Annotated in this window: 13 protein-coding genes, 1 tRNA gene and 1 pseudogene; 9 read left to right on the top strand and 6 right to left on the bottom strand. The window is 59.0% G+C overall.

Going from position 1 to position 14,187, the window contains the following annotated elements:
* Nucleotides 1–100: 100 nt before the first annotated feature.
* Nucleotides 101–185: transfer RNA gene (locus ABRP66_RS07955), tRNA-Ser, on the bottom strand.
* Nucleotides 186–313: 128 nt separating this feature from the next.
* Here ABRP66_RS07955 and ABRP66_RS07960 point away from each other — a divergent pair.
* Nucleotides 314–1,270, top strand: coding sequence for an NAD(P)H-quinone oxidoreductase (locus ABRP66_RS07960; protein WP_349838557.1), 957 nt, complete (start codon nucleotides 314–316; stop codon nucleotides 1,268–1,270).
* A gap of 29 nt (nucleotides 1,271–1,299) precedes the next feature.
* On the opposite strand, the gene ABRP66_RS07965 is transcribed toward ABRP66_RS07960, so the two are convergent.
* Entirely contained in the window at nucleotides 1,300–2,553 is a 1,254-nt protein-coding gene (locus tag ABRP66_RS07965) for an aminotransferase class V-fold PLP-dependent enzyme (protein WP_284771268.1), read from the bottom strand.
* Between the two features lie 214 nt (nucleotides 2,554–2,767).
* Between ABRP66_RS07965 and wzm the strand changes: the two genes are divergently transcribed.
* Both wzm and wzt read left to right on the top strand, forming a co-directional pair.
* Nucleotides 2,768–3,619 (top strand): galactan export ABC transporter permease subunit Wzm/RfbD, encoded by an 852-nt coding sequence (wzm, locus tag ABRP66_RS07970; RefSeq protein WP_042404151.1) that lies wholly within the window; start codon nucleotides 2,768–2,770, stop codon nucleotides 3,617–3,619.
* A gap of 55 nt (nucleotides 3,620–3,674) precedes the next feature.
* Nucleotides 3,675–4,475, top strand: coding sequence for a galactan export ABC transporter ATP-binding subunit Wzt/RfbE (gene wzt / locus ABRP66_RS07975; protein ID WP_284771267.1), 801 nt, complete (start codon nucleotides 3,675–3,677; stop codon nucleotides 4,473–4,475).
* 3 nt (nucleotides 4,476–4,478) lie between these two features.
* Here the strand turns inward: wzt and ABRP66_RS07980 are convergent, their stop codons facing one another.
* Entirely contained in the window at nucleotides 4,479–5,144 is a 666-nt protein-coding gene (locus ABRP66_RS07980; protein ID WP_284771266.1) for a GNAT family N-acetyltransferase, read from the bottom strand.
* A gap of 98 nt (nucleotides 5,145–5,242) precedes the next feature.
* Between ABRP66_RS07980 and ABRP66_RS07985 the strand changes: the two are divergent.
* Together ABRP66_RS07985 and glfT1 are read left to right on the top strand one after the other, a co-directional pair.
* Nucleotides 5,243–6,438: pseudogene (locus ABRP66_RS07985) on the top strand (IS3 family transposase).
* Between the two features lie 77 nt (nucleotides 6,439–6,515).
* Entirely contained in the window at nucleotides 6,516–7,442 is a 927-nt protein-coding gene (gene glfT1 / locus ABRP66_RS07990; protein WP_284771108.1) for a galactofuranosyltransferase GlfT1, read from the top strand.
* 12 nt (nucleotides 7,443–7,454) lie between these two features.
* Here the strand turns inward: glfT1 and ABRP66_RS07995 are convergent, their stop codons facing one another.
* Genes ABRP66_RS07995 through ABRP66_RS08005 form a run of 3 tightly spaced genes read right to left on the bottom strand, consistent with a single transcriptional unit; the run spans nucleotide 7,455 to nucleotide 9,289 of the window.
* Nucleotides 7,455–7,895 carry a GtrA family protein gene (locus ABRP66_RS07995; protein WP_284771109.1) on the bottom strand — a complete coding sequence of 147 codons (441 nt, stop codon included), beginning with the start codon at nucleotides 7,893–7,895 and terminating at the stop codon, nucleotides 7,455–7,457.
* Nucleotides 7,896–7,906: 11 nt separating this feature from the next.
* Nucleotides 7,907–8,815, bottom strand: a complete 909-nt coding sequence (locus ABRP66_RS08000; RefSeq protein ID WP_284771110.1) for a plasmid pRiA4b ORF-3 family protein — start codon at nucleotides 8,813–8,815, stop codon at nucleotides 7,907–7,909.
* Between the two features lie 9 nt (nucleotides 8,816–8,824).
* Nucleotides 8,825–9,289, bottom strand: a complete 465-nt coding sequence (locus tag ABRP66_RS08005; RefSeq protein WP_284771111.1) for a hypothetical protein — start codon at nucleotides 9,287–9,289, stop codon at nucleotides 8,825–8,827.
* A 34-nt stretch (nucleotides 9,290–9,323) separates the two neighbouring features.
* Between ABRP66_RS08005 and ABRP66_RS08010 the strand changes: the two genes are divergently transcribed.
* The 4 genes from ABRP66_RS08010 (at nucleotide 9,324) to ABRP66_RS08025 (ending at nucleotide 14,114) form a co-directional block, all read left to right on the top strand.
* Nucleotides 9,324–9,599 carry a hypothetical protein gene (locus ABRP66_RS08010; protein WP_284771112.1) on the top strand — a complete coding sequence of 92 codons (276 nt, stop codon included), beginning with the start codon at nucleotides 9,324–9,326 and terminating at the stop codon, nucleotides 9,597–9,599.
* Between the two features lie 126 nt (nucleotides 9,600–9,725).
* Nucleotides 9,726–11,141 (top strand): decaprenylphosphoryl-beta-D-ribose oxidase, encoded by a 1,416-nt coding sequence (dprE1, locus tag ABRP66_RS08015; protein WP_239269651.1) that lies wholly within the window; start codon nucleotides 9,726–9,728, stop codon nucleotides 11,139–11,141.
* Between the two features lie 44 nt (nucleotides 11,142–11,185).
* A complete protein-coding gene (gene dprE2, locus ABRP66_RS08020; RefSeq protein ID WP_284771113.1) occupies nucleotides 11,186–11,944 on the top strand; it encodes a decaprenylphospho-beta-D-erythro-pentofuranosid-2-ulose 2-reductase in 759 nt (252 codons plus the stop codon).
* Nucleotides 11,945–12,137: 193 nt separating this feature from the next.
* Nucleotides 12,138–14,114: a galactan 5-O-arabinofuranosyltransferase gene (locus tag ABRP66_RS08025; RefSeq protein WP_284783322.1), complete on the top strand. Its 1,977-nt coding sequence runs from the start codon at nucleotides 12,138–12,140 to the stop codon at nucleotides 14,112–14,114.
* Nucleotides 14,115–14,187: the final 73 nt, after the last annotated feature.

A 14,187-nucleotide genomic window follows, 5' to 3' on the forward strand; every position in this document is an offset into this window, starting at 1 on the left:
AACACGAAAAACCGGCACCCCAGAACAAAAACGACTGAGATGCCGGTTTGTCAACGATGTCGCGACTGACCTGTCAAGCATGTCGCGACTCATGACACTGCGGAGACGGCGGGATTTGAACCCGCGGAGGAATAAACCTCGCCGGTTTTCAAGACCGGTGCATTCGGCCGCTCTGCCACGTCTCCATCGTGCCGAAGAGGCAACTTGGTTAGCTTACTAAACAGTCCCGCGCGAATCACATTGCCCCACGAGGAAATGGACGTGGCGCACACCACACCTCCTCCATTACATTGGCGGTATGAGTGCTACACAGATGAAGGCAATCGTTCAGACCGATCCTGATACCCCACGGTCGCTAGAGCTGCAGGACGTAGACGTTCCTGAGCTGCGATCCGGCGAGGTACTGGTGAAGGTAAAAGCCGCGGGAGTCAACCGCGGCGATATTCTGCAGACGATGGGCGCGTACCCGCCGCCACCAGGGGAATCGGAAATCATTGGCCTAGAGGCCGCCGGCGTGATTGAGGATGCCGGCGATACGGATTGGGAAGCTGGCACCGAGGTGGGCTGTTTGCTTGCAGGCGGCGGCTATGCAGAATACGTCGCGGTCCCGCAGGGTCAACTGCTTCCGCTGCCCAAGGGATTTAGTTTGGAAGAAACCGCGGCCGTGGTTGAGGTCGGCTGCACCGTGTGGTCCAACCTGGGCATCGAGGCGGGCCTGCACGAGGGCCAGCGCGTGCTCATCCACGGCGGTGGCGGTGGCATCGGCACCTTTGCCATCCAGGTAGCAAAGGCGCTGGGCGCTGAGGTGGCGGTTACCGCCGGATCGCAGGAAAAGCTGGAACGCTGCCGCGAGCTCGGCGCGGATATTCTCATCAACTACAAGGAGCAGGACTTCGTCGACGAGCTCAAGGGCAGCTGCGATGTCATCCTGGATATCATCGGCGCAAAGTACCTGGAAAAGAACATGAAGTGCCTGGCCAAGGACGGCAAGCTCATCATCATTGGCATGCAGGGCGGCACCAAGGCGGACATCAACCTGGCCCCCATGCTGCCGAAGCGCCTGACCATTCAGGGCACGACGCTGCGCGCGCGTGACTTGGACGATAAGGCGGAGATCGTCGCCGGCACCATCAAGAATGTGTGGCCCATGCTGGAGGATGGACGCGTCAAGCACGCGCTGCATGGCACGTACCCGCTTGCCGATGCCGCCAAAGCCCACACCGACCTCGACAGCGGCGAGGTCACCGGCACTCTGGTCCTCACGGTGTAGTTTCCCCAGCGCGCCTTGCTTAGGCGAATTTAAGCGAGCGAGGCAACGACGCGCACGAGGTGCTCGATATCGTGGTGGGTATTAAACGGACCTAATGCCACGGTAACGGCACCACCGATCTCTTCCACGCCCATTTCCGTCAGCAGCGGCGTTTGCGGAGCCAGGGTGGTGACGAGCCCATTATCAAAGAGGCGCTTGTACACCGTCTCCGCGGGCACGCCCTGGACCGCAAAGGTAAGGCGCGGCAAGCGATTATCGGAAGCGCCCGCCGCCGCCTCGCCGGTAACACCCAGGATGTGTACGGCGGGAAGCGTGCTCAAAAATGAGTACAGATCCGCACGCAAGTCCTCGAGGTAGGCGCTCAAGGCGGTCATGGACTTATTAAGCCGCACCCGGCGCGAACCCTTATCCCCACCAGCCAAGGCCGCAAGGTGGTCTACCAGTGGCCCCACGCCACCGGCCAAGCCAGAAGAAACCGGGGTCTCTAGCTTGCGTCCATCTTCCTTGGAATAGATGGGATTTAAGGCATCCAGGCGGCGGAGCATGCGCGTATCGCGGAAGACCAAGGCGGCCATTTGCGGCCCACCAAGCAGGCCGATGTCGATGCCTACGATATCCGCGCCCAGCTCATCGAAGCGGATGGGGCGGTAGGGCGCGATTGCGGAGACATCGAGAAGCGTCCAAGCACGCGAGCGCCCCCGCACCGTGTCAATGATCTCCTCTGCCGGGGATACCGTGCCCAACAGCTCATGCGCGGCGGAAAAGGAGACGAGCCTGGTAGAGCCATCGACAAGCTCCGCGAACTGGAATCCCGGCAATTCGCCGGTGCCAAGATCTGGCTGTGCCCAGCGAATATCGGCGCGCACCTCAGAAAAAGCCGAATACAGCGTAGGCGGATCCAGCTTGGACAGCACCACCGAGGAATTGCTGCCTAATAGTGGGCGTGCCGCGCGCGCCAAGGATTGGTACAGCACGGGCAGGGACGGGCCAAGAACCACGCGGTCCGCCTTGGAACCGGTGAGATCCGCAATGGCCATGCGTGCTGCCGCGTAGTTGCCATCGCCTGCCAGCCGGCCCGGCTCCGGCGCAGCCGAGTGGGCGCCGCCTGGGCCTTCTTGCGTCGCTACCGCCGTCGCCATCCGGAAGGACCGCGCAACGCCGGAAGTCACGCGCTCCGAGATTTGGGGCACCGCGTGCGCGTTGAGGTACGTCCAGCCATCAGATAGCCCGGTGTACAAACCTCGCGCACTAAAGACGTCATAGTGTGCCGAAGCTGCTGGCATTAGGTCCCCTTCTTCATCGCACTGAACAACTGCCACCACGTGGCCGTCGATTCCCTACTGTATACGCGTTTGGCGTCAGTTTCCCAAATCTGAATTTTCCCTGGGCATCGCCGTTTTCGCAGGCTAGCGGCGTGTAGTTCCCCGTTTGCCCAGCACGCGCGCTAGGGTGTTGGGCGTGCAAGATAACAATCAACTGCGCGCTGATATCGCCCGCATGACCTCCCAGCCAGAAGGCGAGGCCGTTCCAGCGTCCCAGTCCATGACCCTCAAGGCTGCTTTCGCGGACCTTACGCGGGGTGCACAGCAGCGTGAGCTGTGGTTCAAGCTGGGCCTGCAAGATATCAAGCAGCGCTACCGCCGCTCTGTCCTTGGCCCGTTCTGGATCACCATCGCCACCGGTGTGATGGCGCTTGCCTTGGGCCTGCTGTATTCCATGCTTTTCCAGATTCCCGTCGCGGAATTCCTTCCCCACGTCACCGTGGGCCTTATTATGTGGACCTTTATCTCGGGCTGCATCAAGGAAGGCGCCACGGTCTTTATTGAAAATGAGGGACTGATTAAGCAGCTTCCCGCCCCACTTTCGGTGCACGTGTACCGCCTGGTGTGGCGCCAAACGCTGTTTTTAGGCCATAACCTCATCATCTGGCTCTTGCTCATCATGATCTTCCCGCGCAACCTGGGCTGGGAGTTCTTCCTCTTTATCCCCGGGCTGCTGCTCCTGCTCATTAACGGTGTGTGGGTCACCATGTTCTTTGGCATCATCGCCACGCGCTTCCGCGACGTTGCCCCGCTGCTAGAAGCCCTGACGCAGCTATTGTTCTACGTCACCCCGATTGTCTGGATGACCAATACGCTCAAGGACCAAGGCGGTGCGGTGGCAGACCGCGCCCGCATCGCGGAAATCAACCCGCTGTATCACTACCTGGAAATCGTGCGCGCCCCAATGATTGGTGAGCCCGTTGCCGCCTACCACTGGTGGATCGTCATCGGCTGCACCGCAATCGGCTTGTTCATCGCCGGGCTAGTCATGCGCAAGTGGCGCTTCCGCGTGAGCTACTGGGTATAGCCTCCCTTCCTTTACACCCACCCCACCATGAGGCTCGTTGAAAGGATAAAAACTAATGGTCTCAATTGATACGTATAACGCGTGCGTGGACTTTCCCATCTTTGATGCCAAATCCCGCTCCCTAAAAAAGGCCATGCTTTCTACCGCGGGCGGTGCCATTGGGAAAAATGACCACAACACCGTGGTGGTTGAGGCGCTGCGGGATATTAACCTGCACCTGCGCGAAGGCGATCGCGTCGGGCTCGTTGGCCACAATGGCGCCGGCAAGTCCACGCTGCTGCGCCTGCTCTCCGGCATCTACGAGCCCACGCGCGGTACCGCCGATGTCCGCGGGCGCGTCGCCCCCGTCTTTGACTTGGGCGTGGGCATGGACCCAGAGGTATCCGGCTACGACAACATCATCATCCGCGGGCTGTTTTTGGGCCAATCCATCAAGCAGATGAAGAAAAAGATGGATGAAATCGCAGAGTTCTCCGAGCTGGGCGATTACTTATCGATGCCCCTGCGCACCTACTCCACCGGTATGCGCGTGCGCCTGGCACTCGGCGTAGTGACCTCCATCGAGCCGGAAATCCTGCTGCTGGATGAGGGCATCGGCGCCGTCGACGCCGCCTTCATGGCCAAGGCCCGCGTGCGCCTGCAAGAGCTGGTTAAGCGCTCCGGCATCTTGGTCTTTGCCTCCCACTCCAATGACTTTTTGGCGCAGCTGTGCAATACCGCGCTGTGGATCGATCACGGCGAAATCCGCTCCGTGGGCGAGGTATCTGAAGTCGTGGGCCAGTACGAGGGCCCAGAAGTAGGCGAATACGTGCGCGATCTGCGCCAGCGCTTTGAGGGCGAAGACGCCGCTGGGTAGGAGCTAGCGCAGCATCCCCAGCAGCTGCTGGCTCAGCCCGGAGACCTCCACGCACAGGTCATCCGGGCGTTTATAGTTATAAGCCGCCACGCGCGCAGTCACGTGCCGCTGCGAACTATTCTGCGGCCCCGCCTTTTCTTCCCCTTCAGAAACCACCTGGTAGCCCAGCTTCTGGCTCACCCGCGCCGAGGCCTCATTGTGCGCCACCCAGCTCGTGCTCATCGCCTGCGCACCTAGGTAATCGAGGCCAAAGGCCACAACCGCGTGCCGGATGAGCGTGCCCACCCCTTGGCCTTGGAAGCGGTGAAAGACCCAGGAACCGGTCGCAATTTCTCGCGTTCTAGCGAAGTCCTCCGCCCGCGCATCGATAGTACCCAGGATTTCTCCTGAGTGCGCATCGCACACGATGAAGTCCAAGGACCACTTTTCTGGGCGCAGCTGCGCCCGGTTGCTCCACCGGAACTGGGCCGCCGCCGCAGGCGTATTCATCCTGGGATTGAATAACCACGGAAAGGCGTAATCTGGAATGTCTGCGCCGTAGATGTCCTCTGGCGCCACACCGGCGATTGCCGCAATATCCTCATCGCGCATCACGCGCAGTTCCACGCCAGGGTGGGTTGTATCGCTCGCGCGAATCGTCAGCCCAAACGGTGGCCACATGCTTTCCATAAGCAGTCAGCTTAGCCCACGCGGAGGGACCTGACCCCCATTTGGTGGACACCTGATATCCAGCCCAGTCGGGCTGGCAAGATTGGTAATCTACCACCATGTCCAGGTACTCCGAACAGTTCAAACGCGATGCCGTGGCCCTCTATGAGAACAATGAGGACCTCTCGCTGAACAAAGCATCAGCCAAGCTCGGTATCAATCGAGCCTCGCTTCATGCTTGGGTCAAAAAGTACGGCACCGGCAAACGTGCCCGCATAAAAGCAGTGCACGATCAAGCCCAAGCGGCGAATGATTCCGAACGAATCCGCCAGTTAGAAAAAGAAAACGCAAAACTGCGCGAAGAACGTGACATCCTGCGCAAGGCCGCGAAATATTTTGCTTAAAGCAACTCACTGGTGATCCGCTTCCAGTTTGTCTATGACCACCGAACCGAATACTCGGCTTATGCGGATGTGCCACGTTTTAAAGCTGAATCGTTCCTCGTTTTACAAGTGGGTGAGCACCCGTAAAAAGCGCAGGTTAAAGATATATTCTGACGGTCTTATTGGTGCAAGAATAAAGACCATCTTTGATGATGAGCACGGGCTTTACGGAGCTAAACGCATCGCCGCAAGCCTTAAGGAAGACCTGGCGTATACCCCGGTCAATCACAAGAAGGTTGCACGCATCATGAAATCCATGGGGCTAAAAGGCTTTAGCAAACGGCGTCGATGCATCACCACCAGGCGTAAGCCTGGTCACCGTGTCATGCCAGATTTAGTAGGCCGCAAGTTCACAGCTGACGAGCCGAACCGTGTGTATGTCGGCGACATTACATACCTGCCGTGTAAGGGCGGCAAGAACATGTATTTGGCCACAGTCATTGACACTTCATTCACGGAAACTTGCAGGTTATGCACTCGCAGACCACATGCGTGTCTCGTTGGTCATTGATGCTCTAGCCCACGCACATGGTGTGCGTGGCAGTCTTGACGGGGCTATTTTCCATTCTGATCACGGCAGTGTGTACACCTCACAAACCTTTAGGAACTACTGCTCGTCGTTAGGTGTCCGCCAGTCCATGGGAGCGGTGGGAACTAGTGCCGATAATGCCCTGGCAGAATCGTTTAACGCCACCTTAAAGCGAGAAGTGCTGCGTGATCGGAAAGTCTTTGACAACCCAATTACCTGTCGCCAAGAGGTCTTCCGGTGGTGCATGCGCTATAACACGCGCCGGCGGCACTCCTGGTGCAATCTCGTAGCGCCTGATGTCTTTGAAACCAAGTCTTCGGCTATACTGACCACAGCAGCATAGCTAGCCCCCGATGTGTCCACTTTCCGGGGGTCGGGCCCGAGTGTTTATCCGCGGCAGATCCATTCCCCGGTGGCAAGATGGAACGCATGACTGCCACCCTTGATTCCACCGGTACCACCGCTGCCGTCATTGTCACCCACCAGCGCGCGGAATTGCTGCGCGCCTCGCTCGAAAAGGTAGTCAACCAAACCCACCCCGTGCAGTGGGTTATCGTGGTGGATAATGGCGCCGAGGATGCGGTCCGTGACGCGGTGGAATCCCTGGCAGGCGATCGCGCGGTCTACGTGCCGTCCAAGACCAACCTGGGTGGTGCGGGCGGTTTCGCCCTCGGTTTCCTTACCGCGCTATCACTCGGCGCCGATGCCGTGTGGTGCGCCGATGATGATGGCCGCCCCGCCGATTACGGCGTATTAGAAGAGCTCTACCGCGTGGCAGGAAATAATAACCTGCACGAGGTCTCACCTGCCGTGTGCAATATCGACGATCCCGGCCGCTTGGCCTTCCCGCTGCGCCAAGGGCTGGTGTGGCGCCGCCGCATGGAGGAGCTGGAAGGAGACTTCTTGCCCGGGATCGCCTCCCTGTTTAATGGCGCCCTGATTTCCGCCGCGGCGATGCAGACCATCGGCGTGCCGGATTATCGCCTTTTCATCCGCGGCGATGAGGTGGAATACCACCGCCGCCTGGTCAACTCCGGGCTGTCCTTCGGCACAGCTTTGACCACCAGCTACCTGCACCCGGATGGCTCGGATGAATTCAAGCCCATCTTGGGCGGAAAGATGCATACCCAGTACCCGGAGGGCGAGTTCAAGCGCTATTTCACCTACCGCAACCGTGGCTACCTGCTGTGGCAACGCGGCATGCGCAAGCTTTTGCCCCAGGAATTTGCCCGCTTTGGCTGGTTCTTCTTGGTCCAACGCCACGATCCGGCTGGATTCCTGGAGTGGCTCAAGCTGCACAACCGCGGGCGCCGCGAGGATTTCCGCCGCCCCGGAAATCGCTCCTAAGGCGCCGCAGGCCTACTTTTCTTTAAAGATAAAGACACGCTGGATGGCAAAGTTGGTCACCGTCGCCACGCCCTGGGCAATGACGAAGGCGATGGTGTCTTTCACCGCGCCTTCAAAGCCTAAGGAAATCAGCGGCTCATTGAGTACCCAGTACAAGAAATTCTGCACGGCAAAGGTGGATACGTATAACACGCCCACGGTCACGGCCGTGCGGCCGGACACCTTCGTGCCAAAGGTCCAGCGCGCATTGGCCAGATAGGCAGCGATGGTGCCAAAGACCCAACCAATCGCCTTCGCCCCAGAGCGGTGCAGACCTAAATGGGTCAATAACAGCGTCAGCCCATAATCAATGACGGCGGCAAAGACGCCTACCGCAATAAATCGCACCAACTGCTGCTTCAAAGAGCTGGAGGGGCGCTTTACTTCTGCAGCATCTTCAAGTGGATTAGTCACAGGCAGTTAGCTTACCCGCGCAGCAGCGCGCGGTACATGTCTAGGCGGTACACCGGCGCGGCGGCGTCCTTACCGTAGGCACCAATCTGGGATAGCTGGTCCAAGGAGGCATCGCACAGCGCGCGAATCTCCGCGCCTTTCAAGGTATTGCCATCATCATTGACCCAGCCCAAGGCATCCATGGTGGTTTCCACCACGGAATCGGTCAGCTCCTCACCGCCCATGCAGGATATAGCCAAGGCCATGGACCAAAAAGCATCTTTGCCCTCATTGGTGACCTCGCGCGGCAGGCTGGCCAGTGCCTCGGCGGTGGCCGCCGGTAGATCACTTCCGCGGTTTAAGTCCATGGCTTGTAAGAGGGGAACAAAGTCATAGAGCTTAGTGCGTTCGATGAGCGCCCTTACCTGTGGTTTAACCTTGGCCAGGACTTCATCGGTGATCTTTTCACCGGTCAATTCCCGGTTCACCGCAGTAAGTTCAAAGGGCGCAAAGAGATTACCCGAGCCACCCACGCACAGTGCGTTGGGGGTGCCATTATCGCGGGGATAGATTTCCGCGACCACCAGCTCAAAGTCCCAGAGGCCCCAGACAAAATCGATCTGGTCGCCCTCGCGCCAGAGGAATTCGGATGCCTGGCGCTCTGGGTCAAGGCGCGGGCCGCGGGCATCACTGTGCTCGTAAAAATGCCACGGGGAGTTTTCATCTGGCAGACCGAAACAGATGTGCAGTACTTTCTGCAGCTCATGCAAGGTAAGCGCATCGCTAAAACCAATTTGGCGGTGGACTTCCCCATCCGCACGGATATTGGAGGCTTGGCAGATGACGGTGAGCGGTTCCCGCTTTAATGACAGCAGCGGGTCGGCACGACGAGCCCGTGCCTGTGAAATATCGGTGACCCCTGCATTCATGGGCCCCACCATACGCAAATTTTAAGAAGCCAGTTTTTCTATATCTCGCGCTTCCATCCCACTGATGATAAATGTAGTTGCCGCTCCGATTGCTCCCAACAGCGTCCACGGGCGCTTGACACCGCGCTTCCGCAGGAAAGACACCACCTTGCGGGACACGGCTACATCGGCCCATAGAGCAAGGCCCACTAGGATAAGCACCGCTGCCAAAATGGCCCAGAGCTTAAGACCCTTATCCGCAAATTCCTGCGGGGAGCGTGGTTCATCGCCGTCCTCTTCGGCCTGGGCATTGGTATAGGCCACCAATGCGCCAAAACCAATCGTGGACAAAACGTAGGCGGTAATAAGTCCCTTTTTGGATTTAATCCAGTCCGGGTAAGAGGTGACGATACCTTGGGCGGCCGCTTGGGTGATGCGCCCAGCCAAGGTGTCATCGAGGGCGTAATTATCGCGGGATTCTTCTGCTGCTTCGCGGTTGTTTGTCATAGCGACCACTCTAAGCGGCGGTAAGCTATTGCGCATGTACTCGGAAAAGACAGAGCATATGACCCCCGCCCAGCAAGCCGCTCAGGATGAGCGGGCCGAGGACGATAAGCGCCACGGGCACTTTGAAGCAACAGAGCACACCAATCTGCCGCTCAGCCCCTTTATGACGCGCCTTTTAGCAGAGGAAATGCCGATTTTGGATTCCACTTCGCGGCGCCGGGTGTACGAGATTTTAGGAACCTACGAAGGGCCCACGATTGAGTCCCTAGCAGGGCTACCGGAAGAAATCCGCGAGATCATGGATCTCTAAAGCGCCGCATTCGGGGCAGTCTGTGTGCCCACGATGTTTTAAATATCACGAACGTCACTCCAGCCACCGCACTATGAGCTAGGTAGGCTGGTACATCGATACAATCCGTCGAGCAAAGAGTAAGAGATGGAACTACATACCACCGAAAAGTCCCTGCACGGCTGGGGCCGCACCGCCCCCACGACCGCCCATGTGCTGTCCACGGAAGACGTGGACGTCATCAAGAATGCAGTGGCACAGGTCGCGGACGATAACTCGGACAAGCCCGCCCACCTGCGCCGCGGCGTCATCGCGCGCGGCATGGGACGCTCCTATGGTGACCCCGCCCAAAATGGCGGCGGCCTGGTCATCGACATGCAAAAGCTGAACAAGATCCACTCCATTGACCCGGAGTCCGCGCTTGTTGATGTCGATGGTGGCGTCACCCTTGACCAACTCATGAAGGCCGCGCTGCCCTATGGCCTGTGGGTTCCGGTCCTGCCGGGCACCCGCCAGGTCACCATCGGCGGCGCCATCGGCCCCGATATCCACGGCAAGAACCACCACTCCGCCGGTTCCTTTGGCAACCATGTGGTCTCCATCGAGCTGCTGGTTGCTGATGGCCGCGTTCTCCACCTCACCCCAGAAGGCAGCGAGGATGACCCGAGCGGTGACCTCTTCTGGGCCACCATCGGCGGCATGGGCCTTACCGGCATCATCCTGCGCGCTACCATCCGCATGACCAAGACGGAAACCGCCTACTTCATCGCGGATACGGATCGCACCGATAACCTGGAAGAAACCATTGCCTTCCACTCGGATGGTTCGGAGCACAATTACACCTACTCCTCTGCATGGTTCGATGTCATCTCCCCAGAGCCGAAGCTAGGCCGCTCCACCATTTCCCGCGGCTCCCTGGCCACCTTGGCGCAGCTCGAGGAATTGGCCCCCAAGCTGGCGAAGGATCCGCTGAAGTTCAACGCGCCGCAGCTGATGACAGTGCCGGATATCTTCCCGTCTTGGACGCTGAATAAGCTCAGCCTGTCTGCTGTGGGCTTGGCTTACTACACCATGGGCGCGCCGGCGAAGAACCAGGTAAAGAACTTGACGCAGTTCTACCAGCCGCTTGATCTCATTGGTGAGTGGAACCGCGGCTATGGTTCCAAGGGCTTCCTGCAGTACCAGTTCGTCGTTCCCACGGAGGCCGTGGAGCCGTTCAAGGAGATCATTCGCGATATCCAGCGCTCCGGCCACTACTCCGCGCTGAACGTATTCAAGCTCTTCGGCGAAGGCAACCGCGCGCCACTGTCGTACCCGATGCCGGGCTGGAACGTCTGCGTTGACTTCCCCATCCGCCCGGGCTTGGGCGAGCTTCTCGATGACCTGGATCGCCGCGTCATGGAGTTTGGCGGCCGCCTGTACTTGGCTAAGGAATCGCGCACCTCTGCCGAGAACTTCCACCAGATGTACCCGGGCCTAGAAGGCTGGCTCAAGACCCGCAATGACATCGACCCCACCGGGGTCTTTGCCTCCGATATGTCCCGCCGCCTCGAGCTGCACTAATCACTGGACTCATCACCACCCTCATGAAGGAGACTTTTTAAACCATGCTTAATGCAGTAGGCCAAGCCCAACACATCCTGCTTTTGGGCGGTACCTCTGAAATCGGCCTCGGCGTCGTCGCTGAGTTCCTTGAGCGCGGCCCTGCCAAGGTCACCCTGGCTGCCCGCGCCCAGTCCCCGCGCATCGAAAAGGCGCAGGCTGACCTAGAGGCCCGCGGCGCGGATGTCGAGGTCGTGGACTTTGATGCCACGGACTTTGACTCGCACCCGGCGGTCATCGAGAAGGCCTGGGAGCGCGGCGATGTCGATATCGCCATCGTGGCCTTTGGCACCCTGGGGGACCAGGAAGAGCTGTGGCAAAACCACGATAAGGCCGTGGCTTCTGCCCAGACTAACTACACCGCGCCCGTATCCTTCGGCGTGCTGTTGGCCGAAAAGTTCAAGCACCAGGGTCACGGCACCATCGTGGCTATGTCCTCTGTAGCGGGCATGCGCGTGCGCCGCTCCAACTTTGTCTACGGCGCCTCCAAGGCCGGCGTGGATGGTTTCTACATCAACTTGGATGAAGCGCTACGCGGCTCCGGTGCCAACGTGCTCGTCGTTCGCCCGGGCCAGGTTCGCACCAAGATGTCAGCCGAAGCCGGCGATGCCCCGCTGACCGTTAATGTCTCTGACGTGGCCAAGGCTACCGTGCAGGCGGTGCTGGATGGCAAGCAGTCCATCTACGTCCACCCGCTGTTTAAGTACGTCTCGCTAGCATTCAAGTTCATTCCGCAGCCCATCTTCCGCAAGCTGCCGTTCTAACCGTTTCCACTGTGCCCTGCGAACTGCAGGGCACAGTGAGTAGCGCACAGTGGGTAGCACACAGGGAGTAGCGCGCAGGGTACGCAGGGCCCTTAAAAGGCCCTCCGCCCTGCGCGCTTTGTTAGTTAATAAGCCACAGCTCACACCGCGCCTAATCCCAGAAGAGTGATTAAGGTATGCGAAACTAAAGGGCATGACAAGCCCAGCTACGCCTTCCCAAGCAGCTCCAGTGAGCGAGAAGAAACGCACCACCGCGTATCACGCAGATGCGCTACCCCACCGCTCCACCCTGCTGGGTATCTTCTTTGCCGCCCTCGGCGGCGGCATCGTCACCCTCCTTGGTTGGTATGCCTTCAAGGCGGTATCCCTGCCGTCCTTTAATACCTCCATGGTCACCCGCGCGCTATCTACCGTCGGCGTTGTCATCACCTTGGCGCTAGCGGGTGGGTTTAGCGCGTGGTGGATTTATGACCATTACAAGGAGACTTTCTCTAGGCCGCGGTGGCGCACGTGGGTAACGTATGCCGTGACCTACCTATCACCGGCCCTTTTAACCCTCGCATCCATCGGCCTGCCACTTTCGGCCTCCCGCCTCTGGCTCGATGGCGTACAGGTGGACCAGGCATTCCGCACCCAGTTCCTTACCCGCTCGGTGGATCAAATGGGCTATGCGGATATGAACTACCTGGACATGCCCACCTTCTACCCCGTGGGCTGGTTCTGGTTAGGCGGGCGCCTCGGCTCGTTGCTCGGCGTCCCGGGCTGGGAGGTCTACCAGCCCTGGTCGCTGATTTCCATTGCGGTAGCAGGCTGCATCCTCGTTCCCATCTGGCAGCACCTCACAAAATCCCTGCCGGTGGGAACCGCCATTGCGCTTACCACCACCGCCATCACGCTGACCATTGCGGCGGAAGAGCCGTACTCTGCCGTCATCGCCATGGGTATCCCGGCCATTGCGGTCTTGAGCGCTAGGGCTTTCCAGGGATCGCGCTTGTCCACCCTTGCGGTGGCGCTATACCTCGGCATTTCTGCCACTTTCTACACGCTATTTACTGGTGCGGCAGCGCTTACCGTCGTGAGCCTCATTGCGGTATTTACCGCGTTTTATGAGCGCACGTGGCGCCCCATCGTCCGCCTAATCATCATCGCGGTTATCTCTATAGCTATCGCGCTGATCGCATGGGCCCCCTATCTCTGGAGCGTGCTGCACTCGACGGCACCGCTGCAAACCACCGCGCAGCACTACCTGCCGGAAGAAGGCACGCAGATTCCGGTACCCTTCTTGTCTTTGAGCATCATCGGATTCCTCTGCCTAGTCGGCTTGGTTTATATCGTCATGCGTTTGAAGAACGCGGAGATACGCGCGCTCGGCCTTGCCCTCATCGGCATCTATGGGTGGATCGTCCTATCCATGGTGGTGACCCTAGCCGGCACCACGCTGCTGAGCTTCCGCCTCGAGGTCATCGTGGTGCTGCTCTTTGCCACCGCTGGCATTCTCGCCCTAGGGGAAGTGCGCACCGTCGGCATCCACCGGCTATACCCCGCCAGCTTTTCCAGCGCGGGCAATAAGCGTCTGACCGCCGTCTTTGGTCTCATTTTGACGCTGGCGGGTGTTTTTTATGCCCAGCAGATCCCAGAGGAAAATGAGGATGCCATCGACTACGCCTACAGCGATACCGATGGTTACGGCGAGCGCGCGGATCGCTTTACCAGCGATTCCGCTCATTATTATCTGGATATCCACAACTTCATCCAGGATCAGGGCTATACGGCCAACGAAACGGTAGTCCTCACGGATGAAAAAACCTTCATGGCCTACTACCCATACTGGGGCTTTAACGCCTTTACCAGCCACTATGCTAATCCCCTCGGGGAATTCAAGCACCGCAATGACCAGATTGAAGCATGGGCGGATGAATCGTGGGACTCTACTCCTGCAGAGTTCCAAAAATCCCTCGATTCCGCACCGTGGCGCGGGCCGGATGCCATCATCTTCCGCGGTGACCTCGACAATAAAGATGATGGATTCAAGGTGCACTTGGCTGAAGATATCTATCCTAATCAGCCAAATATTCGCTACCGCGCAGTCTTCTTCAACCCCGAGGTCTTTGCGGAAGGCTGGGAGCTGGAGCAAACGGGTCCATTCGTAACGGCGGTGCGAACCCAGTAAGTTTACCCACACTTCCCCGGGGTTATCGGGGCGTGCACACGGGAACTTGGGCCAGACTGACGTACACTAATCG

Origin of the sequence: Corynebacterium sp. KPL2680, from assembly GCF_040225675.1 — a bacterium.
GTDB lineage: Bacteria > Actinomycetota > Actinomycetes > Mycobacteriales > Mycobacteriaceae > Corynebacterium > Corynebacterium rhinophilum.